General features: G+C 52.9%; 22 protein-coding genes and 2 pseudogenes. 8 read left to right on the top strand and 16 right to left on the bottom strand.

Annotation, left to right across the window (positions count from 1 at the left end):
* Positions 1 to 7: 7 nt before the first annotated feature.
* From E2K80_RS12500 to E2K80_RS12465, 8 genes are all read right to left on the bottom strand, one after another.
* Positions 8 to 1,171, bottom strand: a complete 1,164-nt coding sequence (locus tag E2K80_RS12500) for an alpha-hydroxy acid oxidase (protein ID WP_135375300.1) — start codon at positions 1,169 to 1,171, stop codon at positions 8 to 10.
* A 67-nt stretch (positions 1,172 to 1,238) separates the two neighbouring features.
* Positions 1,239 to 2,309: a zinc-dependent alcohol dehydrogenase gene (locus tag E2K80_RS12495; protein ID WP_168193183.1), complete on the bottom strand. Its 1,071-nt coding sequence runs from the start codon at positions 2,307 to 2,309 to the stop codon at positions 1,239 to 1,241.
* Positions 2,269 to 3,588 carry a histidinol dehydrogenase gene (gene hisD / locus E2K80_RS12490; RefSeq protein WP_135375298.1) on the bottom strand — a complete coding sequence of 440 codons (1,320 nt, stop codon included), beginning with the start codon at positions 3,586 to 3,588 and terminating at the stop codon, positions 2,269 to 2,271. The genes E2K80_RS12495 and hisD overlap by 41 nt, the downstream gene beginning before the upstream one ends.
* A 38-nt stretch (positions 3,589 to 3,626) precedes the next feature.
* On the bottom strand, positions 3,627 to 4,427 hold the full coding sequence (locus E2K80_RS12485) for an ABC transporter permease (RefSeq protein WP_135375297.1): 801 nt from the start codon (positions 4,425 to 4,427) through the stop codon (positions 3,627 to 3,629).
* Positions 4,424 to 5,257 (bottom strand): ABC transporter permease, encoded by an 834-nt coding sequence (locus tag E2K80_RS12480; protein WP_238475531.1) that lies wholly within the window; start codon positions 5,255 to 5,257, stop codon positions 4,424 to 4,426. Before E2K80_RS12480 ends, E2K80_RS12485 begins: the two co-directional genes overlap by 4 nt.
* Positions 5,258 to 5,443: 186 nt before the next feature.
* Positions 5,444 to 6,535, bottom strand: a complete 1,092-nt coding sequence (locus E2K80_RS12475) for an ABC transporter substrate-binding protein (RefSeq protein WP_135375295.1) — start codon at positions 6,533 to 6,535, stop codon at positions 5,444 to 5,446.
* A gap of 43 nt (positions 6,536 to 6,578) precedes the next feature.
* Positions 6,579 to 7,646 (bottom strand): ABC transporter ATP-binding protein, encoded by a 1,068-nt coding sequence (locus tag E2K80_RS12470; RefSeq protein WP_135375294.1) that lies wholly within the window; start codon positions 7,644 to 7,646, stop codon positions 6,579 to 6,581.
* A 182-nt stretch (positions 7,647 to 7,828) separates the two neighbouring features.
* Positions 7,829 to 8,599, bottom strand: coding sequence for an SDR family NAD(P)-dependent oxidoreductase (locus E2K80_RS12465; protein WP_135375293.1), 771 nt, complete (start codon positions 8,597 to 8,599; stop codon positions 7,829 to 7,831).
* An 80-nt stretch (positions 8,600 to 8,679) separates the two neighbouring features.
* On the opposite strand from E2K80_RS12465, the gene hisC reads away from it, so the two are divergent.
* On the top strand, positions 8,680 to 9,780 hold the full coding sequence (gene hisC / locus E2K80_RS12460) for a histidinol-phosphate transaminase (RefSeq protein WP_210405385.1): 1,101 nt from the start codon (positions 8,680 to 8,682) through the stop codon (positions 9,778 to 9,780).
* A 55-nt stretch (positions 9,781 to 9,835) separates the two neighbouring features.
* Here the strand turns inward: hisC and E2K80_RS12455 are convergent.
* Together E2K80_RS12455 and E2K80_RS12450 are read right to left on the bottom strand one after the other, a co-directional pair.
* A pseudogene (locus E2K80_RS12455) lies at positions 9,836 to 9,987 on the bottom strand (integrase core domain-containing protein); the annotation flags it as partial.
* A gap of 12 nt (positions 9,988 to 9,999) precedes the next feature.
* Positions 10,000 to 10,401: pseudogene (locus E2K80_RS12450) on the bottom strand (DDE-type integrase/transposase/recombinase); the annotation flags it as partial.
* A 239-nt stretch (positions 10,402 to 10,640) separates the two neighbouring features.
* Here E2K80_RS12450 and E2K80_RS12445 point away from each other — a divergent pair.
* The 6 genes from E2K80_RS12445 (at position 10,641) to E2K80_RS12420 (ending at position 14,216) form a co-directional block, all read left to right on the top strand.
* Positions 10,641 to 11,794, top strand: a protein-coding gene (locus E2K80_RS12445; protein WP_135375292.1) for an IS3 family transposase whose coding sequence is annotated in 2 segments (ribosomal slippage) — positions 10,641 to 10,932 and positions 10,932 to 11,794 — 1,155 coding nt in all. Because the reading frame shifts where the segments join, the coding sequence is not laid out codon by codon here.
* A gap of 553 nt (positions 11,795 to 12,347) precedes the next feature.
* On the top strand, positions 12,348 to 12,827 hold the full coding sequence (locus E2K80_RS12440) for a hypothetical protein (RefSeq protein WP_238475530.1): 480 nt from the start codon (positions 12,348 to 12,350) through the stop codon (positions 12,825 to 12,827).
* A complete protein-coding gene (locus E2K80_RS12435; RefSeq protein WP_135375291.1) occupies positions 12,827 to 13,081 on the top strand; it encodes a hypothetical protein in 255 nt (84 codons plus the stop codon). The genes E2K80_RS12440 and E2K80_RS12435 overlap by 1 nt, the downstream gene beginning before the upstream one ends.
* Before the next feature lie 102 nt (positions 13,082 to 13,183).
* The gene (locus E2K80_RS12430; protein WP_135375290.1) at positions 13,184 to 13,438 is read left to right on the top strand and encodes a type II toxin-antitoxin system HicA family toxin; all 255 of its coding nucleotides are present in this window, start codon (positions 13,184 to 13,186) and stop codon (positions 13,436 to 13,438) included.
* Positions 13,435 to 13,767, top strand: a complete 333-nt coding sequence (locus E2K80_RS12425; protein WP_135375289.1) for a type II toxin-antitoxin system HicB family antitoxin — start codon at positions 13,435 to 13,437, stop codon at positions 13,765 to 13,767. Before E2K80_RS12430 ends, E2K80_RS12425 begins: the two co-directional genes overlap by 4 nt.
* A gap of 26 nt (positions 13,768 to 13,793) precedes the next feature.
* A complete protein-coding gene (locus E2K80_RS12420) occupies positions 13,794 to 14,216 on the top strand; it encodes a hypothetical protein (RefSeq protein WP_135375288.1) in 423 nt (140 codons plus the stop codon).
* Positions 14,217 to 14,389: 173 nt separating this feature from the next.
* Here E2K80_RS12420 and E2K80_RS12415 read toward each other — a convergent pair whose 3' ends face one another.
* Together E2K80_RS12415 and E2K80_RS20090 are read right to left on the bottom strand one after the other, a co-directional pair.
* Entirely contained in the window at positions 14,390 to 16,408 is a 2,019-nt protein-coding gene (locus E2K80_RS12415; protein WP_135375287.1) for a calcium-binding protein, read from the bottom strand.
* 548 nt (positions 16,409 to 16,956) lie between these two features.
* On the bottom strand, positions 16,957 to 17,202 hold the full coding sequence (locus E2K80_RS20090) for a helix-turn-helix domain-containing protein (RefSeq protein WP_135375286.1): 246 nt from the start codon (positions 17,200 to 17,202) through the stop codon (positions 16,957 to 16,959).
* A gap of 782 nt (positions 17,203 to 17,984) precedes the next feature.
* On the opposite strand from E2K80_RS20090, the gene E2K80_RS12405 reads away from it, so the two are divergent.
* Positions 17,985 to 18,584, top strand: coding sequence for an HAD family hydrolase (locus E2K80_RS12405; protein WP_135375285.1), 600 nt, complete (start codon positions 17,985 to 17,987; stop codon positions 18,582 to 18,584).
* A gap of 70 nt (positions 18,585 to 18,654) precedes the next feature.
* On the opposite strand, the gene E2K80_RS12400 is transcribed toward E2K80_RS12405, so the two are convergent.
* From E2K80_RS12400 to E2K80_RS12385, 4 genes are all read right to left on the bottom strand, one after another.
* Entirely contained in the window at positions 18,655 to 19,101 is a 447-nt protein-coding gene (locus tag E2K80_RS12400; RefSeq protein ID WP_238475529.1) for a very short patch repair endonuclease, read from the bottom strand.
* Between the two features lie 71 nt (positions 19,102 to 19,172).
* On the bottom strand, positions 19,173 to 20,201 hold the full coding sequence (locus tag E2K80_RS12395; protein ID WP_135375284.1) for a response regulator: 1,029 nt from the start codon (positions 20,199 to 20,201) through the stop codon (positions 19,173 to 19,175).
* 2 nt (positions 20,202 to 20,203) lie between these two features.
* A complete protein-coding gene (locus tag E2K80_RS12390; protein ID WP_135375283.1) occupies positions 20,204 to 22,369 on the bottom strand; it encodes a sensor histidine kinase in 2,166 nt (721 codons plus the stop codon).
* The gene (locus tag E2K80_RS12385) at positions 22,366 to 23,649 is read right to left on the bottom strand and encodes a DNA cytosine methyltransferase (RefSeq protein WP_135375282.1); all 1,284 of its coding nucleotides are present in this window, start codon (positions 23,647 to 23,649) and stop codon (positions 22,366 to 22,368) included. Before E2K80_RS12385 ends, E2K80_RS12390 begins: the two co-directional genes overlap by 4 nt.
* Between the last annotated feature and the right edge of the window lie 309 nt (positions 23,650 to 23,958).

Raw genomic sequence — 23,958 nt, 5'->3', positions numbered from 1 at the left:
TGGCCACTCAGCTACCGGCAGACCTGACGCATTCCGCGCCGGCTTCTTGAAGTTCCGCAACGGAATTCAGGCCCATCAGCTTGAGGCTGATGGCAATCTCATCAGCCAGAATGTCGATCGCTTTTTCCACACCGGACTGGCCGCCTGCCGACAATCCAAAGGCATATGCACGCCCCAACAAGACGCAACTTGCCCCAAGGCCCAATGCGATGATGATCTCGCTCCCGCGTCTGAAACCACCGTCAATCATGACGCAGAATTCACGCCCTACGGCCTCTCTGATCGATGGAAGCCGAGCTATGGTCGAACTGGCAAAGTCCAGTTGGCGGCCGCCATGGTTTGAAATGACAATTGCGTCTACCCCACAGTCCCGGGCCGTCTTCGCATCATCGGCACAAAGAATACCTTTGATGACAAGTTTCTTCTTCCATTTTTGACGCAACCATTTGACATCATCCCAGGTAAGAGAAGGGTCCAGTCTTCCCGACAGGTTTGAAGCCTGTTCCAGCGCCCCTGTCCCGAATTCAGGAAAATCCCGAACGGCCTCGACATTTGAGCTTCCGGTTTTCAGCATATCAAGACACCACGCAGGCTTTTGCATCATGGAAAACAGCAGCCGGGCATTCAACCGCGTCACGGCGCGAAAACCATTGCGCACATCTTTCTCACGAACCGATGTAACCGACGTATCCACGGTAAGGTAAAGAACATCCGTGTCCGCCTTGACAGCTGCATCAAGCAGTTTCTCCACGAAGGATTTGTCGCGATCCATATATAGCTGGAAATGCAACTGCCCGCCGACCTCCCGCCTGAGGGTCTCGATTGAAGAAATTGAAAACGTGGACAGGCACAGGGGTATGCCCCTGTTCTTTGCAGCCTGTGCCGCCTGAACCTCGCCGTTGCCGCGATAAAGCCCAAGAAAACCCACCGGTCCCAACATGAACGGGAGGGTTTGATCCTGGTCCAGATAGGTGCATTTCAGACTTGGGTTTTCAGATGTCCGCAAAACATGTTGCACAAGTTCCCAACGTTGAAAACCGCACCGGTTGCGCCTCATCGTCGTTTCCGAAAATGCGCCACCGTCGATGTAGTCAAAGAAGATTTTAGGCAGCTTCGCCTTGGCGCGGAGGCGCAAGTCATCAATGTTGACGATGGTGTGGCTCTGTCTCATAGGCTTCCTTTGTGGGGATCAATCCTGTCCCGAAAAGCAGATATACGCTGTCCGGAACGTTTTTTGCTCAACGTGCTTCGCGCGCAATCTCGATCATGGTTTTGATCCCTGATACCTTGCCATTCGCAAGTTCTGCGTAACGTTCAGGCGTCGCTTCAAGCGAGATAAAAGGAGCAATGAGCGCGCCAAACTGATCTGGATGTGCCGCTAACAGGTCCACTGCTTTTGGAAGCTCATCCTTAAAGGCATGTACGCCCAGCAATGCAATTTCTTTCTCTACAAGTTCGACGGGATCAAGTTCTATCGTTCCGGCGCCAATGCCCACCAGACAAATTTGGCTGCCGGTCAACTTGCTTATCAACCCGGCAATCACGCCGGGGTTGCCTGTTGTATCCAGAACATGGCGAACCACCTGTCCCGTCGGGTTATCGACCTGATCGAATTCATTCAGTGTGACAGGCCGGGCCTTCGCACACCGGGCGACACGTGTTTGACGCTCTGCGTTCATATCACTCACCAAAAGGGGCCGGTCAGACGTAACGGCGCATGCGATTGCCGCCAACGCGCCAATTGGACCGCAGCCCAGGATCAAAAGTGGTTGGCCCGCATCCAGTTGCAACCTGGACAACGCGTGTAGGCCGACGGCCAAAGGCTCTGCGAGAGCTGCGATGTCCAACCGCGTATCCTGGCCACATTTCTGGATAAGCGTCTGCGGAAGAATGACATATTCTGCAAACCCGCCGTCTATTGCTTCGCCCACAAAACCAAGGTTCCTGCAAAGGTGATGTTCTCCGGCCAAGCAGTTTGGACAGGAACTGCAATAACATCGCGAGTCCGCAACGATGTGATCACCGACCTGACAGCTCTCCACACCCGGGCCTGTCTTTTCGACCACACCAGAGAATTCATGCCCCGCAATGGACGGTGCGCGTGATATCCACTGACCGGTTTTGTAATTGTGGATGTCAGATCCGCAGATGCCCGCAAAGGAGACCGAAACCCGCACCTCGTTTGGTCCCGGCTCACCGACCATATCGATATGTTCAAACCGAATATCGCCTGTTTTGTGAAGCCGTACGGCCCGCATTTCTATCGGCTCAAAGGTATTTGTTGCGGATGTCGGAAACCGCGTTTGCATGGGCGTCAAAGCCCTCATACTCCGCCAGAATCTTCGCGTTGCGTGCCATTTCGGGATAAGCAGGTTTGGTGACATACCCAATCGAGCTGCATTTCACAAAATCATGGACCGAGAGTGGGCCATAGGTGCGCGCGCCCTGGCTGGTTGGCAACACGGCATTCGGCCCAAGGGCAAAATTTCCGATGGAAACCGGCGTGTGCGGCCCCATGAGTATTTCGGAGGCTTCAGTGATGTGCCCCAAATGTTCAAACGGTTCCTTTGACAGCAGTTCCAGATGTTCCGGCGCGTAGTCATTGATGAATTTATAGCTGTCTTCTAGGGAACCCGTCAGAATGATGCCGCCCGTTGGCCCCGTCAGAACGGCCTTTGAAAATTCAACGCGTTGCGCGCCCATATTTGCCCAATGCGCGGGCAATGCCGCCATGGCGTCTTCGGCCACCTTGCGCGAATGGGTCACAAGATAAGCCGAGCTATCCAGGCCGTGTTCGGCTTCAATAAGCAGATCAAGCGCTGCCAGACCACCGTCAACGGTTTCGTCGGCAAAGATGATCGCCTCTGATGGGCCTGCGGGAAGGCCGGGATCAATAATGCCTGACAACTGACGCTTTGCGGCAACGACCCACGGGCTGCCGGGTCCCACGATCTTAAGCGCTGGCGTTACAGTTTCCGTGCCGTAAGCCGCAGCGGCAACGGCCTGAGCCCCCCCGCATTTATAGACTGTTTCAACCCCTGCAATGCGTGCGGCAACCAGCGTTGCGGCATCAACAGATCCATCAGGCGTAGGGGGCGTAAAGATCGCGACATTCGGCACTTCGGCAACCACAGCCGGAACAGCCGTCATCATCGTGACAGAAGGAAAGGCCCCCTTCCCTCTGGGAACGTATAAAGCAACGGATTGGATCGGGGTGTAGCGATCCCCGGCAAAGGCGCCGGGCTGAATTTCCTTGAACCACATGGCTTCCGGCTTTTGTTCCTCATGGAAACACCTGATATTGATGATGCCATGTCGAATGGCATCAATGACGTCTTTGTCGACCGCTTCGAATGCCGCATCAAATTCCGCCTCTGACGCTTTCAAAGTCTCTTTGGTGAGTGGTTTCGCACCATCAAAATCTTGCCCAAATCGCACCAAAGCGGCGTCGCCTTCGGTCTTGACGGCCTCGATGATCGGCACAACCTTTTCCATAAATACCGAAAGGTCCGCTTCTGATCTCGCCATCAGGGCGGCATATGCTTGGGTGCTGAGCTTTGCTGTTTCATGAAAAGATATGGCTGACATCTCTGTTCGACCTTTCGCGAGCACCCCCCCGGGGGATGCTATTTTGATTTCAGGAAGATTTCCAAACCGACAAGCTTGTCCAGCGCGGTGATTGCAAGCATCGCCACAACAATGAAGACAACCGAAACAGCCGCCAGATCCGGCGTGATGATCGCGCGGATGGAATTATAGATTTGTACTGGCAAAGTCACGATGCGCGCATCCACCAGCAACAAGCTGACAAGAAACTCATTCAGAGATAGAATGAACATCAACAGTGATCCGGTGATCACGCCGGGTGTGACGGCGGGCAGGGTCACGTTAAAGAATGTCTGAACCGGCCCGGCCCCGCAACTTTGCGCGGCAAGTTCCAGATCGGGGTCAAGACCGGCAGCGCTTGAAGACACTGCCCAAATCATGAAGGGCAGGTTGATGACAGCCGTGGCAATCCCAACCGGCCAAAGGTTTCCAAGCATCCCTGCATCCCCGAAAGCCAGCATCAGGCCAATCCCGGACCCAATGAGAGGGATCGTGAAGGGGAGCAAAAGATAGGTCTGGATCATCACGCCACCCCTGATGCGGTATTTCGACAGGGCGATACCAGCAAGCGTGCCGGTCGGCAGGGACACCATGACGCAGATCGTCGCGACCCACAAAGACCTGACAAAAGCATCGCGCAAATCCTGTTCGCCCAGAATTTTACCGTACCATTTCAGGGAAAATCCATCGGGGGGGAAGGCAATGATATTTCCAGAGGTGACCGATGCTCCCAAAACGACAAAGGTTGGTGCGGACAATGTGACGATTGAAATCACAACCAGTGTCCAGAACAGAAGCTTTTGTCCAAGGGGCTGGTTCATGAGTCACGGCTTCCCAATTCAAGCGTTCCGGCGCCAAACACCGCAAAAATAAGCCCAACCATCATTGTGCCAATTCCGATAAGAATGATGGCAAGAGAGGCCCCAAAGCCCTGATCAGACGTTCGGAAGAACTGGTCATATATGGCGTTGGCGATGAAATCCTGCGTGCCTCCGCCCAAGATGGCGGGCATCGCAAAATCTGTAAGCGACAATGTCAGGACAACCAGACCCGCGCCCACAAGGCCTGGTTTGGCCATGGGGATAACCACATGCACCATCGTCTTGATCCAGGACGCGCCAAGGGATCTCGCCGCGGCTTCAATTTCTTCCGGGATCGCTGTCATTGCGGGGGCAAGCATCAAAACGGCAAAGGGCAACATATACTGCACCAGACCGAAAAGAACGGCGGGGTAGTTAAACAGCAGGCGCAATGGCTCTACCCCGACCAGCCCCAGAACGTCATTCACGATGCCCTGGTTGCCCAATATGATCAGCCACCCATAAGCCCGAACGACCTGCCCGATGAAGAAGGGCAGAAAAAGCGCGATCAAAAGGAATTTCCGCAATGTCGAGCTTGACGTTCGCACCATTGTATACGCGTAGGGGAACGCCAAGATCAGAGTAACGCATGTCACGATGGCAGCCCCCATCAGACTGCGCCAGATTATGGTCAACGCGAAACTTTCAGAGAAAGCGCGCCTGTAATTGTCCAATGTCCAGAAATCAGAAAACTGGAATGTTGTGCGATCCAGCGTTCGCAGCGACAGGTCTCCGATGTAGAACAGGCCGACCACAAGTATTCCAACCAGCAGAACGGCAGGCGCCAACATAAGGTAAGGCGTGTAGTTCCCGCCTTTTTTCGGCCAAACAGCAGCGAACCCGCCTTCCAGGACATCCATGACATGCCATAGGGCGGGGTATGCAGATTTGTATTTTCGCATGTCTGCGGTCCCGTTCGACCAAAGTGTTGTCCGGATGCCCGTCACCGGGCATCCGTTGCCATCAGAGCGCTGAGATCAGCCCTGCATGATTTGCTTGAAGCGCGAGAACCATTCGCTCTCGTTCTCTACCTGCACCTGGCCCGAGATCCGGATCAACCGCTCAAAATCAGCTTCTTCTGTCGGATAGGACGGATCGCCTGCCAACCCTTCTGGCGGCGTCAGGCCCGGAACAACACCTGGCAGGCCAAGGCCGTCCAGCCAAACTTGCTGAGCTTCCAGCGTGAGCGCAGAATTGATGTATTCCTTCGCCCAGTAGAGATCACTTTCTGAATGGCCCTTAGGGATCCAAAGACCATCTGTATCGAACTTGGCCCCTTCAGCGGGTACAGTCCACGCGATGTCAACGCCGTTGCGTCTTGCGCCAAGCGCGTTGGTTGAAATTGTGCAGGCCGCATCAATTTCCCCGTTCTGGAACCAGGTCACAAAGTCCGGATCTTCGCCCAGCAGCGGGTTCTGTTCACTCATCCGGGTGACAAAATCCCAGCAAGGGTCCATCGCATCCGGGATGCCGTCCAAAGATCCGCCGCCCGCGACCTGAGCCGGGAAATGGAAGCCAATGCCGTCATTATAGAACGCAATGCGGCCATTGAACCTTGGATCCAGCAGGTCGTGATAGGATGCCGGAGGACCGTCCGGGAACGCTTCGGGACGGTATGCCAGAACGTAGACATACCCGTATGTGTTCACGATGGGGTAACCCTCGACACCAACGGGCTTTGCCAGATCGGTGGTTCCGGCAAGATTTGACAGATCGGACAGATCTTCGCAAACGCCGCGAAGGGCCGACTTTGTAGCGTTGGTCGTCGTGTCCCAGTTGATGTGGATAGGGGGTGTGCGATTTTGCGCAACAGCGGCCCAAACCCTTGGCTGGATTTCATTGTCTTCGGTCAGATCGTGGACGATCCGAATGCCCGTGCGTTCCGTGAACGGATCAGAAACGCCGTTCCTCAGGGCTTCGACCCATGGGCCACCCCAGGCACGAATGATCAGCTCTTCCGGTTTTGCCGGTTCTTGCGCCCAGACAAGAGACGGCGCTGCGAGCATTGTACCGGCGGCCGCAGACGTCTTGAGCAACTGGCGGCGGTTCATAGCGTTTTTTAGTGTCATACTTTTCTCCCTGTTAAGGTTGACGCTTGGCTTTCCAAGCAATTTATTCCGCGACAAAAACATGCAGATCGCGGCTTTCCCATCCGATATGGACGGGCCGTCCCAACTCGTGAGTTGCGAAGTTGTTTTGATCGTGGTGGTAGATTCGTACAGGGTCAGTGCCGAGGGCCGGAACTGACAATTCATAAAGCAAACGCTCTCCTTCAAAGATGACGTCCGTCACGACGCCCTCGAATGTGGCGTCCAGCCCCTCAAGTTCAGCTTTGTCTGAAGCGATCCGAATTTGTTCCGCCCTCACGCCGCATCTGACCTTCGCACCGGTTAAGGCACTTTTCGGATTGCTTCGAAGGATCCCGCTCAGGGTGACATCATCTGCGGTTATGTCCACAGATTCACCGTTTATGCCTGCCAATTCGCCTGCGATGACGTTTGTGACGCCTATGAAATTTGCAACAAAAGGATTGCCTGGCGTTCGATACATCTCAGTGGGCGTCGCATCCTGCTGGATTTTACCATCGTCCATCACGATAATCTGGTCAGATACGACAAGTGCCTCTCGTTGATCGTGGGTCACGTTGATGGTGGTCACCCCAAGCTCTTTTTGAATGCGTCGGAATTCCAACTGCATCTCTTCGCGCAGCTTGCGATCAAGCGCAGCCAGAGGTTCATCCAAAAGCAAAAGGTCAGGCTCGAACACCAGGGCTCTTGCAATGGCGACGCGTTGTTGTTGCCCACCTGACAGTTCATTGATCCGCCGATCTTCCAGACCGTCCAGTCTCACAAGTTGAAGAAATTCGGTGACCCTGTCGGCAATTCTGGTTGCATCGAAACGGCGCATTTTAAGCGGAAAGGCCACGTTTTCGGCGGCTGTCATATGCGGAAACAAAGCCAGCTTCTGGAACACCATGCCGATCGAGCGCTTGTTTGCGGCAACGGCACTGACAGCCTGCCCATTGATGGAAATTTCGCCCTTCGTGGGGGTCAGGAACCCGGCAATCATGCGAAGCAAGGTGGTCTTACCAGAGCCCGATGGCCCGAGAATCGTCAAAAACTGCCCATGCTCCAGTGAGAAGCTGGCATCATCAACGGCCTTGAAGTCACCAAATCTCATATCGACATGTTCTGCCAAAACGGCCGGTATTGAGCTTGTTTTCACAGTTTGCATCCTGTCGACTGGATTGTATTGTGACACATCAGAGGTTTGGGGTTCAGATATGTATATACATATAAGGCGTCTTAAAATCCACCTGTCAAGCGATGAGTCACCAAACCGGGCCAGAAACCTTAGGTGCTCTAAATTGCAGCAAGATATCCACCATCGATAGCGATGCACTGGCCGGTTATGTACTTTGAGGCATTGCTGGCAAGGAAGATGACTGTGCCCTTCAGGTCCTCGGCATTTCCAAATTCTGCCATCGGTATCTTCTTCAGCATGGCCCCCCTCCACGCATCATCCTGATAGAAAGTGTCTGTCAGCTCGGTGCGGAAATATCCCGGAGCGATCGCATTCACACGGATCCCTTCTTTTGCCCATTCAGACGAAAGCGCTCTTGTCATGCCAAGCAGGCCTGACTTTGACGACCCATAGGGAACAGCTGTTGGCACGCCGACATATGACGTCAACGAACAGACATTGATGATGGACCCGCCCCGACCCGACGCGATCATCGTTTTCGCGGCTTCCTGTGCGCAAAAGAATGCGCCTTTCAAATTGGTGTCGGAAATTTTGTCCCAAAGCGCCTCGCTGACGTCAATGGACGGGCATACCTCTTCGTAACCTGCGTTATTGATCAAGATATCAATGCCGTCGTGCTTTTCCGCGAAGGATTTGATTGCTGCCTTTGCTTGCGCAGGGGAACTGACATCCATGACAAGCTTCCCGGCCTGCCCACCTGCCGCCGTGATCGCCTCTGACGTTTCTTCAAGCGAGTCCAGAGATCGCGAGGTAATGCCGGCAAACGCACCCGCTTGCGCAAGACCAATTGCCATTGCCTGACCCAGACCACGGCTTGATCCCGTAACAAGTGCGGTTTTCCCTGCCAGATTGAAGAGGGCGGAATTCATTGAAAAGCTCCTTGCTCTTGATGTTAATATGTATATACATATTATCGCGCAGATACAACTCATTTGAACTTTTGAGGTGAATGATGGCGGATCTCGGGAAACTCATTCGACGCGAATTGGACCAGATGCAGCCTTATAACGCTGGACTTAGCCTTGATGAAATTCGTTCCAAATACGACCTCGACGTGATTGCGAAACTGGCGTCCAACGAAAACCCGAACGGGCCGGCACCCGAAGTCTTAAGGATTCTCCGTGAAACGTCACATGATGTCTATCTCTACCCCGACGGATCGGCAAATCTGCTACGACAAAAACTCGCGAGGCATCTGGATTTCCCTGAGGATCAACTGATCTTTGGCAACGGGTCAGAGGAGCTCATCTCCATAATCTGCCAGAGTGTTCTTGACCCGGATGATCGTGTCGTAACACTCTATCCTTCCTTCTCACTTCACGAAGAATATGCCTATATGATGGGCGCGAATGTAGAGCGGGTCAGTGTGACCAGCGACCTTGACATTGACCTTGAGGCGCTGATCGAAGCGGCGGCGCACCCGGCCAAAATGTTGATTTTTGCCAACCCCATGAATCCTGTCGGGTGTTGGCTCAACCCTGATGATTTACAGGCCGTGATCCGCGCGAAACATCCAGACACACTTCTGGTGCTGGATGAGGCCTATTATGAATATGCGATTGCCGCTGATTATTGTTCAGGTGACAAGATGTTGCTTGAGAATGGCGGAAACTGGATAATCCTGAGAACATTCTCCAAGGCTTGGGGCCTTGCCGGTCTTCGGGTCGGGTTTGGCATGTGTAGTTCGGCGGACTTGCGCAAAACTCTGGACCTGACAAGAACGCCTTTCAATTTAAATACCAGTGCCCAGATGGCAGCATCGGCATCATTGGATGCGACGGCCTACATGAAAGGCAATATCGAAAAAACAATTTCTGAGAGATCACGCGTTGCGGCAGCCCTGTCAAAGCTCGGCTACAAGATAGCTCCCTCGTCAGGTAATTTCTTATTCTTCGACACGCGCGCGCCATCCACAAGTCTTGCTGATGCATTGCTCAAAAGAGGTACTGTGGTGAAACCCTGGAAGCAGGCCGGGTTTGAAACCTTTATCAGAGTCTCGATCGGTTCAATGGAGGAAAATGATAAGTTCATCGCCGATCTGGCCAGATAGCCCTGCTGTGCTACCGGAAGTATCCCCGCTCGGGGTTAGATTTTCCGCCCTTTGGTCACACAGACGGGCTGGATGCGCCTGGCAATTTCATCAGTGCAGCCTGGACTTTGTTTCCGATTGCGCTGTGCGGCCGTTCTTCGTTGTCGTCTCTACGCCAAGCCTCCAACTTTTCCGCCGTATCTTCAAGCCCCTGAACCAATGTGAGTTGCCGCTAGTTTCCTAGACCCCTGCCTTTTTCAGATTGAGCTGTCTGGTTTCGAAGTCAACGGGCGACAGTATGCCGTTGTTGGTGTGCTTGCGTTTTGGGTTGTAGAACACCTCTATGTATTCGAACACATCCTGCCTTGCGCTCTCGCGGGTGGAATAGGTCCGTCGCCTGACCCGTTCTCGTTTTAGAAGTTGGAAGAAGCTTTCGGCGACGGCGTTGTCGTGGTAATTCCCGCGCCTGCTCATGTTGGGCTCCAGATTGTGCTGGTGGAGAAACGTCTGCCATTCTCGGCTGGTGAATTGAGAACCTTGATCTGAATGCACCGTGACCTTCCGGTCTGGCTTTCTCCGCCAGACGGCCATCAGTAGGGCCTGCAAGGCGAGGTCGGTTGTCATGCGCGATTGTGCCGACCAGAGACTCAAGATATGATGTATTTCGGATCATTGGGCATCGCATCTTTCTATTGTGCAGATGCAGAAAAAATCATTCGGTTTGCGCACCCAGCGAGAAAGTTGAGTTCACGGAAAGGGCTCTTTAGTTGGATCCGCCGCGCAGTGTGCGAATGGCGGTTTTGAGCTACCCCCCGAAATTTGGACACTGACGTAAGCTATGATTTGCTGTCTGCTGATCTCCGACGAAGAGGAGATCAGAGATGTCGAAACGGAAGAACCACAGCGCTGAGTTCAAGGCGAAAGTTGCGCTTGAAGCTTTGAAGGGGGAACGCACTGTTGCTGAGCTGTCGAGCCAGTTTGGCGTCCATCCCACGATGATCCACAGTTGGAAGCGGGCGCTGTTGGAAGGCGCGTCAGGCGTGTTTGAGCGGGGTGGAAAGAAAGCCCCAGAGATCGACGAAGAACAGGTCAAAGAGCTGCACGCAAAGATTGGGGAGCGGGCGGTGGCCAACGATTTTTTGTCACGAAAGCTCAAGCCCTGGGGCCTGAAGTGAGGCGCGGCATGGTCGAGAAGGACAATCCCAATTTGTCGATTGGCAAGCAGTGCAATCTGCTGTCGATCTCGCGGTCGTCGTTTTACTACCAGCCCAAAGGCGAGACGGCGATGAACCTGATGTTGATGCGCCAGATCGACGAGCAGTTCCTGGAAACGCCGTTCTTTGGTGTTCGCCAAATGACCTGGCATCTGCGCAACGACGGTCATTTGGTCAATGAAAAGCGGATCGGGCGTCTGATGCGGCTCATGGGCTTGATGCCGATCTACCAGAAGCCCAACACCAGCAGGCCTGCAAAGGGCCACGAAACCTATCCATATCTGTTGAAGGGTCTGCGTGTGACGCGACCCAATCAAGTCTGGGCGGCAGACATCACCTATCTGCCAATGAGGCGCGGGTTCCTGTATCTGGTCGCGATCATCGACTGGCACACCCGCAAGGTGCTGGCCTGGCGGATATCAAACACACTGGAAGCCGACTTCTGCGTCGAGATGCTGAACGAAGCAATCACCAGGTTCGGCCCACCCGAGATCATGAATACCGATCAGGGCAGCCAGTTCACGTCATTTGTCTGGACGGATCGATTGCGCCGATCCGGCGTGCGTATCTCAATGGATGGCAAGGGGCGCTTCTTGGACAACATCTTCGTGGAGCGGCTCTGGCGGTCACTGAAATACGAATGCGTTTATCTGCACGCCTGGGAAACCGGATCAGAAGCACGCGCCGGGATCACCAAGTGGGTCGAGTTCTACAATCACAAACGTCCCCACAGTGCCCATGGCGGTAGACCGCCCGCCGTGGTTTACTGGTCAGAGAAAGAAGCCATGCAACCCGATCAGCAGGAGCAGAGAGTAGCTTAAGTTACGCCAAATACTGTCCAAGAATTGGGGAGTAACTCAGGATTCTATCGCGCTTGTATCCGTCGCCATCCCAATGCCGACTGTTGGTCATGGGCCTTAGAGTGGAACGGCACCATCCGCCTTACGGGCTTTTTTGGTGACAAAGGTGTTGCGCAAGAAATTGTAGATAGCCTGCGCAAACTGCAAATGGATCATCACGATCTAGGCAATGGAGACTATGTGCGTTCCCGCATAGAGGTTCCGCTTGATCCAGAAAGTGACAATCTCTTTCAAGCATGAATGCATGCAAAGCGCGTTAGCGTTTAGGCTTCATTCATGCTTGGCGTAAACAAGGCTAGCATGCTACTGTAACAAAAAACAGGTAAACTGGAGCAGTATCAATGACCTATATCATAGGAATGGTCTCCCAAAAGGGAGGTGTTGGAAAGTCGACTCTGGCGCGCATGATGGCCAGAGAGTTCGTGGCGGGAAGCCTACCACTAAGATCGCAGACTTAGACACACAGCAGCAGACATGCGCTCACTGGGCCGGTCGCCGCGCTGAAAACGGAGTAATGCCGGAAATGCAGGTGCAGAGCTTCGCCTCGGTCAAGACTGCGCTTGAAGATGCGCCCCGCTTCGATGCACTTATCCTGGACGGCAAGCCGAACGCCTCTGAACAGACGTTGGACATTGCTAAGGCCGCTGATCTCGTCGTGATTCCAACGGGCCAGACGGTGGATGATTTGCACCCTGGCGTTGTCCTTGCACATAGCTTGCGCAAAAAGGGCATTTCGCCCGAGAAAATTGCCTTCGCCATGTTCAAGACCACTGGTAGCGAACGTGAAAACGTCGCTGCGCGGCAGTATCTCTCAGAAGCTGGATATCTGGTCCTCGATGGCGAAGTATCGGTTTCCACGGCTTACGGGTCAGCATCTGACATGGGTAAGGCAATCACCGAAACCTCGTTCCGCTCGCTCAATGACCGCGCTGCCAAGCTGGCGCAGAGCGTCATCGACAAGATGGCAGAGCTTCAGGAAAGGCAGGTGGCGTAATGAGTACGAACATCACCAAATTGAAGCGTGGGAAAGGCGCTCCGCCGCCCGCAGATGTAACCCCTGATGTGATCGCGGACGACACCCGCGCCGAAAAAGTCGAGCTTAGGCCGCTCCAGGTTCGTATCCCCAAGGCCGTTTTCGAAGAGTTTTCGGAGCAAGCGGGGCGCGAATTTGGATTTAGCCACGGCTCGAAAAAACAACTTTTTCTCAGGATGTGGGAAGCATACAAGGCGCAAAACATGCAGGCATGATTGCATGCAAAGCGCCTTTGCGCGACGCGCCAAAGGAAAACTGCTCGCACTGAAAGGAGCGTTTATGCTTGCAATATGTGCAAGCATATCCTATATAACCTGATGAACAGCAAACACCGCAAGACTCTGGCCGTTGTCTTTACAGACCCTGTGTCAGGAACAATCGAATGGGTAACAGTCGAGCGTCTGCTTATCGCCGCTGGCGCACAGGTGGTCGAAGGACGCGGCTCACGAGTGCGGTTCGAAAAGGATGGCGAAGTTGAGACGTTTCATCGTCCACACCCCGCCAAAGAAGCCAAACGCTATCAGGTGCGCGCCGCCCGCGCATTCTTGGAACGGATCGGAGTGACGCCATGACCAATACCATGACCTACAAAGGCTACTCGGCCCGTATTGAGTATGATGATGAAGACGGCATCTTCACAGGGCGTCTCGCCGGTATCAGCGATGGTGTCGGTTTTCATGCTGATACAGTCGAAGCCTTGCGGGATGCCTTTCAAGAGGCGGTCGAAGACTACATTGAAACCTGCGCAAAAGTCGGCAAAGAGCCGCAAAAGGCTTTTTCTGGTCAAGTTATGTTCCGCGTCGATCCAGAAGTTCACCGTAAGGCGGCGCTTGCAGCCGAACTGTCAGGTAAGAGTCTGAATCAATGGGCCGAAGAGGTTCTGGATCGCGCGACAGGGTAAGGAACCTTGGTGGATTGGGTAAGGGTATGGCCGACGCCGACGACATTCTGAATGCGCGAAGGACTGAGCTTGAAACCATCGATCAAGCGATAATGGGTGAAGTCATCGGTGTTGCGCAAGCCATTGGTGACTTGCGCAAGGCGCTAGATGCCTTGGATGGCCATCTCGATGAACGGGAATTCGAGAGTGCCGCCGCGCTAGGATATCAGGACATCGCATCTGCGTTCATCTTCCTTCAACGCACTTTGGGCGGGCTGCAAAGTGCGGAGCATAACCGCCATGAATTTATCTCAAGTATCGCTGAACAGCTACAATGCGCTCATGAAGATGCGGAGCCTCTGGTTACGGCGCGTCTCCAATGCCTGGAACCCAAACAAGCGCTGAACGGCGAGGAACTTGCGGCTTCCAAGGCGCGTCTTCAACAGCGGTTAGACGAAATGATAGGGTAGGCTAGCCACTTGATGTGCGGAACCGGCCATTCTCCGCACCCTAGATAAACTCACACATCGCGGACGAAGCTGCCGTTCTGTTGTGAGGTATGAATGTCTGCTATGAGTTGACGGTGCAAATTCACTATCTGTGAAGAAGGCCGCCTTTCGGCGGCCTTCTGTTTTGTTGTTCGTCACACGAATATAAATTCGCCTGCGTCGATGTTGTTCGCATCAGCCAGGCTCATCTTATGCAGGCGAACCTCTTCGCCGTTATAGCTGATATCGACATGGGCATGCGTGCCATCCGACAACGGATTGACCGTGATCGTCAGGTCAGAGATATCGCTGGCTCCCCAGGCGGAGATGTCGATCTGGTCGATGCCTTCCTCAAACCCGGTGATCTGGTCGCGATGGCCATCACCGGCCATGAACACGAAGGTATCGGCACCTGCGCCGCCATTCATGCTCTCGGCATTGGTGCTGTCATGGATGATATCGTCACCACCCCAGCCCTCGCCATCGACATTGTCAGCTAGGTAGATCACGTCGTCATGATTGGTGCCCTGCAGCTTCTCGATACCTGCGAAAGTATCACCCGCCGCCACGCCGGTGCTGCCCGCCGCATTGGTCATGTCGATGGTCAGACCCTGGCCGATATCGCGGTAGCGCACGGTGTCTTTGTCGGCTCCACCATCGTAGTGATCGGCCCCGTCGCCGGCATAAAACGTGTCGCGCCCGCCCTCGCCATAGACCGTGTCATCACCTGCGCCATCGCGGATATTATCGTTGCCGTCACCGGCATAAATCACCTGACCCAGCTGCGAGAGCGCGGTGCCGTTGGCATCGACAAATGTGCTGTCGATGGTCTCTCCGCTGGCCGTGCCAAAGAGGTCCGGCACCGTGGCAGGCACCGTGGCGAGGACAAAATCCGAAGCTGAGATATTGCCCGCATCCGCCGCGTCATAGTTGAAGAGGCGCAGGCTTTCGCCGCCATAAGCGATCTCGACATGGACCTTGTCGGGGTTCGATGTGGCCACGGTTGTGACCGTCAGATCCGCGTAATCCGAGACGCCCCAGGCCGAGATATCGATCAGGTCATCGCCGCGCGTGAAGTCATTGATCCAGTCCTTCTGGCCATCGCCCGCGCCCATGACAAAGACATCCTGGCCAGCACCGCCATAAAGCGACTCCCGAGCCCCGCCGTCATAGATCGTGTCATTGCCATCCTCGCCATAACCATAAACGCTATCGGCCAGATAGATCACATCATCATAGTCACTGCCGCGCAACGTGCCGATATTGGTGAACGTATCCCCCGCCGCAATCCCGGTGCTGACAGCAGGGTCGGTCATGTCGATCGTCAGACCTGAGGTCGCGGTCGAGAACCACATCTGGTCACTACCAGCCCCACCATCATAGCTGTCCGCACCAGCACCTGCATAGAACCAGTCATTGCCGTCCCCACCAAGAACCGTGTCGTCGCCAGACCCGTCATAAATACGGTCATTGCCGCCAAAGCCAGCTAGGACCTGACCTGACCCGTCAACAACATCGCCATTGCTGTCTGTGTTGCTGCCATCAATGATATCCGTGCCGGAGGAGACGCTGACCATCACACCATTGGTAACCACCACACTGGTGACCACCGAGCCATCGGCGAACTCGAACTCTTCAATATCGTAGTTGCCGCCATTGGCGAAGTGATTGGTAACAGTGATCGTCTCTCCGGTATAGGTGGTGATCACCAAGTCATTGCCCGCGCCATGCGAGAAGAACACTTGATCAGCATTCAGGTCTGTGAAGACCAGTCGGTCATCGATGCTCGAGCTGTTGCCATAGTCGGTGATCGTATAAGATCCGTCCCCTTCTGTATGGTAGAACGTCTCTTGACCTCTTGACCCAACGACCGTCCCAGACGCCTTTTGGTCCGCGACTGTTCGATCCCGAATGGCTTGGGCGTTCAGGACCGTGCCATCGGCAAACTGAATCAACTCCATGTCGAAATTATTGCCCCACTCGAAGTGGTTGCGAATGGTCACGGCTTCGCTGTTGGGTAGGGTAATGACAAGGTCATCCCCGGACCCCCGTCCGAATGTGACATCCGATGCATTTACATCCGTAAACACCAGCCGATCACTGACCGAAGAGAGGCCGAACTCATCCTCGATGGTGTAAGAGCCGTCGCCCTGAGCGTGGTAGTAATTCTCCATCTTCGTGGATCCTTCGACCGGACGACAGCTCCAACAGAAAATCGAATGTATGCTGTCTCAGACGACCGCAATCACCTCGGTAGAGGAATGCCGGAGGCTGCTCACGCAAGTCCCAGACGTCAGCTCTTGCGAGGATTAGAAACAGAACACGTTGTTCGAGCTTGCTTTCAAACAAAACCACACGGGGGTGCTGTTCAGACGGCAGCTGCACGACAACCCCACCCCGCGAGCTGTGTTTGGATCTCTTTGCGATTTTGCGAGATGCACGACTGGCCTTAGGCGGCTGATCACCGCCGTTTCCATCTCCACTGTCTTTCATATGTATTTCAATGCGTTGCTCTCCCATGAGAGCGCCGCGATTGCCTTCTGCTATCGTTGCACGAAGCAAAGCGCAGCCATCTCACTGACGCTTTCGGGTCAGCGAACAGTTGACTTTGCACGGTTTTCGGCGGAAGAAGGAAGTGTCGGATGGGTATTCGACACAAAGATTATGGGCCTCGATCGGTTGCAGCCGTCGGGGCCTAACCTTTTTCCGGAACTGAGTTTTGCTATGTCGCTGCGGTGCTCCTTTCAGGGTATCGTTTCGGCCAAAGCTCTTCTGGACTTTGGCCAAGTTCAGCCGCGATTGCCGCCTCAATGTTCTTGGAGCGTTTGCGACCGATCGAGACCATGCAGACGGCCCCTTGCGTGACGCCGATCCTCCGACTGACTTCAGCCAACGAACTACCGACGAGTCGTAGTTGAAATTTCACACGTTCATGTTTGCGGAGGTCTGCGGCTGTTGGCTGGCGCATGGTGTATAAGTCCTTATCTCAGGAAGCCGTTCCAAAAAGCATAGCTCAGTATCAATATTTTATCAATAATTTCATATGCTTACATAATTCCGTCAGTTTGAGTCCCAAACCGTAGATTTGTTAAAGTTGGCAGCAGGTTTGCTCGGTCAAAGCCCACGTCCTAAGGTTCCGAAAATGGAAGCGCACAGAATTGGTCAGCAAAGTAAGCGAATTTCATGATGGTCAGCGCCGACGGATTGCGATTGAGAATCCTTGCGGAGGTTGGAACCTGCGGTCCCCCTTGGACATCAGACGCGCCTTTAGGAAATCGACATCGCTCCTTGAGTTTGGACGAAGTTTCGGCCTTGGAAGCCTTCTTGTGCGGAAGCTCCTCGAACTGGCGGGTATCGACTATGTCGCTGATTTACAACGGCAATATAGGCGTCAACGAAAGCTTGAAGCGCTCGCGAAAGCCAATGGGCTCGCAGCGGCTACGCTCAGAAAGCTTTTCAAGGACAGGGGATTTGAAGTGCTTCGGGGGCGCCCTCGACCTTTGCTTTCCCAGAAACAGCTAGCCGATGCTGTTCTTGCGTCAAAAACAGTCAATCAGGTTGCAATGCGTTTCGGATTTCATTGGCAAACCACGCTAAGGATTTTGATCCGGGTCCGGTTTGTGAGTGCGATCTCACCAACCAAGTATTTACCAACTCTACCTGAACAACCGCCGTCTGGGTGGTGTGGGATCCAGAGGTGGTAGAATTACACAAAATGGCGCATCGGAACTGGACCGCGACTCAGACGGGATGAGCAAACCAATCCCTGAATCTGTTTCGCGCTACGAAGCCGTTTGTTTCGATCTCTTTGGAACGCTGGTAGAAGTTTCTGATCAGCGTGGCGTTTGGCGGGATGTTCTTGCACTCGTTCCGTGCGAGAAGCGAAGACAGTTCGGGCATCGGATACTGCGAGAGAACCGCTCGATGAAGAACCTTGTCTCAGAACTATATCCTCCTGAAGATACAAGTCGTTGGAAAACCATTGCTGACAACACCGCAGCCGAGGCGCGTTCAACCCAGATGCGCGCTGGCATGTCTTGCATCTGGAGCAAGTTGCAGAGGAACGGACAAAAACTCGGCATCTGCTCCAATCTGTCTCAAGACTATGGTCCACCGGCCATCGAGCAGCTGCCGACACTACCAGATGTCCGCGCGCTTTCTTATGAGCTGGGTTGCGCGAAACCCGATCCTGAAATCTATCAGTACGTCGTCGATAGCTTTGGATACCGACCTGAGCAGGTTCTCTTTGTTGGGGATACACCAAAAACGGGTATCCTCGGGCCGCGCCGACTAGGCATTGACGCTATGCATATCAGAGAGTTTGAGAAGTTGTTTTCAGTGCCGGGCTAGTGCGGCCCAAAGCCGCCGCTAGCTATGGCCGGGGTTGCTGCAACGCAGCATTCCCGAAGCAGACACAGGCTTAAATCCCTTTGTCATCTGCTAGAAATGTACATAATTTCCGCGTAAGAAGTTTTGCGTCTTTGGTTTCGCATTCCCAAACAATCAAATAGGACCAGCCCATTTCTGCAATTTTCTGCGTCACCTCGCGGTCGCGTCGCATATTGTTCTTAAACTTCTCTTGCCAAAATTCCTGCCTTGTCTTTGGCGTTGTTGCCTTCGGGCATCCTAGATGTCGATGCCAGAAGCAGCCATGAACGAAAATGGCCTTCTTACGAGGGCGAAATACGATGTCTGGCTTGCCTGGCAACTCTGGCGCATGCAGTCGATAGCGGTAGCCCATCGAGTGCAGCATTCGCCTGACTATCATTTCTGGCTTAGTATCCTTTGCGCCAATTCGAGACATATTGCGTGAACGTGCCGCTGACACGGAGCTAAAATCAACGACAGCTTGGCGCGGCTTGATCACTGGCTATCGCCTTCGTCATTTTCCAGGTTCTACTTCGTAAACCTCTACCGAGCAGCCAACCTCTTTTAAGATCACTCTTCGGCAACGGTGAGGGTGGGCTGCCCTTGTCTGCCATAGAACGAAGAAAACCGCGATACGACGTCCTTCATAAACACAGGCGATATTTGAAGAAGCGGCTCTTCGAACAGATCTTGAACTTCTTCTTTCCCCACAGACATCAAAGATTCAAAATCCATGAAGCCTCCTTGAAAGAAGGCTGTACCTGGTAGGAAATGATAGCAGTTCCGCTTGTTTTTCTCCAACTCCTTCCTGACATTTTCCTTGCTCTTGGCCTCGTGTGCTGCGCATTCATCAAGAGATGAAATCTTGCAGAATGAGATATGCCGTGCCTTAAATTCTCCATTTGGTCGGACCGTTAAATCGCAAAGCGGATTCATCACCGCAAAATACGATCCGCCTTCCTTGGTTTTCAGGACTGTGCCGGTTCTCTTTGAGTCTCCTATGGGAGGAAAAATGTAGAACTCTTCCGGAACGCAGCTTTCTTCATCAAGATCGACTAACTGTATCAGATGATTCATGACGTGGCGCATCAACGCCTTTTCGGACTTTTCGGGATCTTGTTGGCCATACCTCTTCCAAGTCTCCTTCTGGCTTAGGAGATTGGACTTGAACACCTGGCTAAGCGACTGCTCAAGCAGCCCACGCCCGCCCATTACCCTAGTCAGCCCCGAGGCATGCACCTGACGAAAGTCCTCAAGGATCGCGAGATGATCTGCTTCGCCCTTCTTCAGCACCTCAATATGAACAAATGCGTCATTGGCTTCGCCGGGTGTGCCGGTCAAGATTACAATTGGCATTCGGACATTCGCCTCGCCCAATGCCTTAAGAACCTCATTGCCTTCGCCGCCTGCATCTCCAAGCTTCATATCAATAACAGCGCAGTCAAAACTGCTATCCAAAGCATTCAGAGTTTCGCTCAATGTGCCAAAAGGAACGACCTCAAATTCGGTTCCGTTCTCGTGGTTGAAACGAGCAACACTTTGCACGAAGCCTTGACGGTCGCCTTCATCATCTTCCACCAACAACAGCTTAATGGTCAAATCTACTCTCCGTTTTCGGGTTGCAGTCTAAAATACGCACCTTGATCGGACTCCAAAACATTCAACTCAAGGCCATTTCTCGACGCCGCTTCGCCCGCAATCGCAAGCCCCAAACCAGTACCATCTCGTTTGGTTGAAAATTCGGGGTCGAAAATCACCTCTGACTCGATGAGGGACTTGTCAATCCCTGGACCATTATCTCGATAGTCAATGAAAATGAGTGAGCTCTCAGAAATCTCAAAACGGATCGTGATCGATGGAACCTTCGTACCTTTTTCCGAAAACCAGTAGACGCTGTTATCGATCAAATTGGTGAAAATCGCGTAGAAGTCCTGTTTCCAACCCAATAGCTCAAAATCAACCGGCCCTACAACGTCAGCATCAACTCCGAGTTCAGCCAAAGAGTTCTTGAACACTTGCAGAGAGCCGTTCAGAACTTCCGACATATTGAATGGACGAGCTTCCGCTCGCTTGCCTGCCGCCAGCGGGTCAAGTCTTTCAAACAGCTGGGTAAACACCTCTGCGTTGTGTCCGAGCTCTTTTGCGATTGGCAGAACCTGCTCTAGATTTTCCGGCGTTGGATTATCGCTAAATATGCCTGCCCAATACTCAAGGTTGGGAACTTGGTTCTTAAAAAAGTTAAGTGGCCGCCGTCCTTCATGCAGGACAACGTTCACAATTTTCCCAAGAGTAGCCTGACCCTGATAGACTGCAACCGTTTGCCTTATACTCTCAGCCGCCTTGTTCTTCGCCGCCATGTCTCTTGCGAGGATGTCAGATATTTCTTTGGTAACACCCTCACCTATGCCCGCGAGCTCGAGCCTCTTAACCACGTCTGCGCGAATGTGGTCGTCTGAGAACAACTGCTGAATTTGCTTTTCCACACGGGACTTTGGCTTGCCTAGATCAAGTGATCTCCGAAGGGCAAACCTTCGGGTTTCCAGCTCTTCAATGACTTTGGTAGTTACGTCGATCAACCGCTCGTAGGCGGCGTTTTCTTTAAGGCCGTCCCGGGCACTTTTCTCCACTAGCCCCGACCTCTCTTCGGACTCAATGTGCACAAATCCAATGACTTGGTTGCCCCCAATTTTCCTTGAGGGGTTTTGGACCCTCTTCTGGTTTAGCCTTAGCCAGTCGAACTGTGCATCACCCAACGGTCGAATTCGAAAACCGTTTCTATAAACACCGATACCGTTATTGAAATTGAGTAGTTGCCGAGCGGCCAGGTTGCCCAGGTAGTTGCCGTCTTTATCTTTTAGCCCTCTTCGAATGATCTGATCGATGTCGTTCTTATCTCGATCATAAACCCGTATATCGAAGTGAAGGGCCCCACATGGGCTCTCAAAAAAGCCCGAAAAATCAACTGAAAACCTTTCCTCGCTGGCATTTTCGATTTTTTGCGTGGAATAGATGAGTTCACCAATACCGTTTTCGTCCACATAACCAGAAATCATGTAGTCATAGAATTCTAGAATCGGGAATGACTCGATAGTTTCTTCTGTATCTTGAACACCTTCGAAACCAGAAATTTTCAATCTGATATCAAATTTCTCTTGTTTCAGATCCACGCCAGATACAGCTGCCGTTGGAGGCGTCAGCTTTCGCAACTCATACATCAGACGGCGAAACTGAGCATCGTTCCATTCTTCCAACCCGGCACTACTACCCTTAATCGTAAGTACTGTACCGGGTTTGGAGTTGGACTTCTCAGTATCAATTAGCAATTCCACCTGGTCCAGATAGCTCGCGTCTTCAAAGGTGGCCCATTCCACAAATACAGAGGTCGTCTCGCCTTTCTCAGTGGTGGTTTCCAAAAGCAGATCGTCACCCAATATTGAAGCTGCGAACCGACCGACTCCTTTTCTACCCTGGAGAACTCGGCCGCTGGGGCTGATCTTTCGCTTCAGCTTGTCGTCGGTAGATGGGACCATCCACCTTTCCACAACATCTGACCTCGACATTCCGTGGCCGCCATCCGAAATGATGATTCTGTATTCCTGCGCCTCGGTGTCCGCCTTAAACTCGACCTCGACGAATTCCGAATCCGCGTCGAAGGCGTTCTTAACCAGTTCAACAACGGCAGCATAAGGGTCCTGAATAAGATCACGACCGATAGTTAAGATGTGACGCCCTGCAGGTCGAATAGAGAATACACTGTCTTCATTCATGACCAGCTCTCCACAAGTTTCCGTGCAATTTTTTCAGCTAACAGCACAGGCACGGCATTTCCAATTTGCATGAATGCCGAAGTTCGGCTTGGTTCGCCACTTACACTCTCGAAATAGAAGTCGTCGGGAAAGGTTTGCAGCCTTGCCGCCTCTCTAGGTGTCAGTGATCTGTTTTGCGCATTGTCTGGATGGATGTAGTAGTTTCCATCCTTTGAAATGTGGGCAACCACAGTGTGTGACGCTGGCAAGTCTGCCGCAACGACCTTAAAACGATCAAGAAACGAGCTTCGGTTATTGTGAGTCTTCAGACTCTCAGGCAGGTCGTTGTAACTCAGCCTTTTCCCGTTTTTGTTCCATTTGTTAACTACTTTCTTGAAAATTCTTAGGTCTCTCGAATTGTGTGGGCGCGCAACGTGCCAGGTCGTACCTCCGCCTTTTGCGAGTAAGCCTGATTCCGCCAACCAGCGGCTGGGAGGTTTCTTCAGGGATATGATAGAAGGTTTCCCTTTCCCTGCATGCAATGATGGCAAGTCGCCGATTGCATCCTTGACTAAGAAGTCAGCAGAGACTTTCTCAAGCTCAGGAAAGAAGCCGCCTTTTCGTCCTCTTCTTCCAACGAGAATCACTCTTTTTCGCTTCTGAGGAATCCCGTGCTCGTCGGCGGCGATGATTTTATGCTCGATTGAATATCCAAGCTCCTTGAAAAGCGGCAACATCATATCGAAGTACCGTGTACCGTCGATTTCATGTGCGGTCAGCAATCCAACAACGTTTTCAAAGATGAAGAACTTTGGTCGATACCGTCTCAAAAATTCAGCATAGTAGACAAACAAGTAATTCCGTTGATCGCCGATCATTTTTTGCTCAGAACGCGCTCGTCCGACCAGTGAATATGCTTGGCATGGTGGCCCTCCGACAATTAGATCTAACCTCCTTGCACCAATCCGAGCGTCTAGCCGTTCAAAGATCTTTGCTAGACTTTCCCTCCCGATAGTGTCGTTGATGACTGAATTTGAACCGGACGGAAACGCCAGCGAATAAAGTTCGCTTCTTTTAAGTTGACCCGATAGATAAGCATCGTAGGCGGAGAGATTGCCGCGAACTCTCAAGAGATGGAACGCCTCTCTAGTGCGTAGGGTGTAGGCTGCACCAGGATCAGCTTCAACATGAGCGACAGGATCGAAGCCAGCACGAACAAAACCTTCAGAAAGTCCGCCCGCTCCAGCGAAAAGATCAATAAAAATAGGTCTACTGCAATTTTTTGCTGCGAAATCAAACATTAATGGCTGCAGAATCACTAGTGTTGCGGGTTAGCGCTGTTTTTTACGACGGCGCAAGCTTTCCCCAATCAACTACTTCAAAATGCAGCCAGGCACCACTGTGGATTTGCAAGCAACAATGCCCGCGTCTTGGAAGATAGGAGGCAGGCATAAAGTACGCAGCGAAGGTCGGCTTCCCTGAAGAAATGCCACAGAAGAGGGCTAACCGGAATCTCGATTTTTGAAGGTCTGCTTTGGCGGATTCGCAAATTCTTCGCCGTATCGCGGCGAATGCACACTTTCCGCCCTCCCGACAGATTCTGTCGGGCC

This window comes from Rhodophyticola sp. CCM32, from assembly GCF_004751985.1.
Lineage (GTDB): Bacteria > Pseudomonadota > Alphaproteobacteria > Rhodobacterales > Rhodobacteraceae > Rhodophyticola.
This window is presented reverse-complemented; position numbering and strand designations above follow the sequence as displayed.

Coding starts and splice junctions, on each gene's coding strand:
- hisD (WP_135375298.1), bottom strand. CDS start 3,588: ATGTCAGCCATATCTTTTCATGAAACAGCAAAGCTCAGCACCCAAGCA.
- E2K80_RS12440 (WP_238475530.1), top strand. CDS start 12,348: ATGCCGGAAATGCAGGTGCAGAGCTTCGCCTCGGTCAAGACTGCGCTT.
- E2K80_RS12485 (WP_135375297.1), bottom strand. CDS start 4,427: ATGAACCAGCCCCTTGGACAAAAGCTTCTGTTCTGGACACTGGTTGTG.
- E2K80_RS12430 (WP_135375290.1), top strand. CDS start 13,184: ATGAACAGCAAACACCGCAAGACTCTGGCCGTTGTCTTTACAGACCCT.
- E2K80_RS12495 (WP_168193183.1), bottom strand. CDS start 2,309: ATGCAAACGCGGTTTCCGACATCCGCAACAAATACCTTTGAGCCGATA.
- E2K80_RS20090 (WP_135375286.1), bottom strand. CDS start 17,202: ATGCGCCAGCCAACAGCCGCAGACCTCCGCAAACATGAACGTGTGAAA.
- E2K80_RS12435 (WP_135375291.1), top strand. CDS start 12,827: ATGAGTACGAACATCACCAAATTGAAGCGTGGGAAAGGCGCTCCGCCG.
- E2K80_RS12475 (WP_135375295.1), bottom strand. CDS start 6,535: ATGACACTAAAAAACGCTATGAACCGCCGCCAGTTGCTCAAGACGTCT.
- E2K80_RS12385 (WP_135375282.1), bottom strand. CDS start 23,649: ATGTTTGATTTCGCAGCAAAAAATTGCAGTAGACCTATTTTTATTGAT.
- E2K80_RS12470 (WP_135375294.1), bottom strand. CDS start 7,646: ATGAGATTTGGTGACTTCAAGGCCGTTGATGATGCCAGCTTCTCACTG.
- E2K80_RS12425 (WP_135375289.1), top strand. CDS start 13,435: ATGACCAATACCATGACCTACAAAGGCTACTCGGCCCGTATTGAGTAT.
- E2K80_RS12465 (WP_135375293.1), bottom strand. CDS start 8,599: ATGAATTCCGCCCTCTTCAATCTGGCAGGGAAAACCGCACTTGTTACG.
- hisC (WP_210405385.1), top strand. CDS start 8,680: ATGATGGCGGATCTCGGGAAACTCATTCGACGCGAATTGGACCAGATG.
- E2K80_RS12405 (WP_135375285.1), top strand. CDS start 17,985: ATGAGCAAACCAATCCCTGAATCTGTTTCGCGCTACGAAGCCGTTTGT.
- E2K80_RS12420 (WP_135375288.1), top strand. CDS start 13,794: ATGGCCGACGCCGACGACATTCTGAATGCGCGAAGGACTGAGCTTGAA.
- E2K80_RS12500 (WP_135375300.1), bottom strand. CDS start 1,171: ATGAGACAGAGCCACACCATCGTCAACATTGATGACTTGCGCCTCCGC.
- E2K80_RS12480 (WP_238475531.1), bottom strand. CDS start 5,257: ATGTTGGCGCCTGCCGTTCTGCTGGTTGGAATACTTGTGGTCGGCCTG.
- E2K80_RS12415 (WP_135375287.1), bottom strand. CDS start 16,408: ATGGAGAATTACTACCACGCTCAGGGCGACGGCTCTTACACCATCGAG.
- E2K80_RS12390 (WP_135375283.1), bottom strand. CDS start 22,369: ATGAATGAAGACAGTGTATTCTCTATTCGACCTGCAGGGCGTCACATC.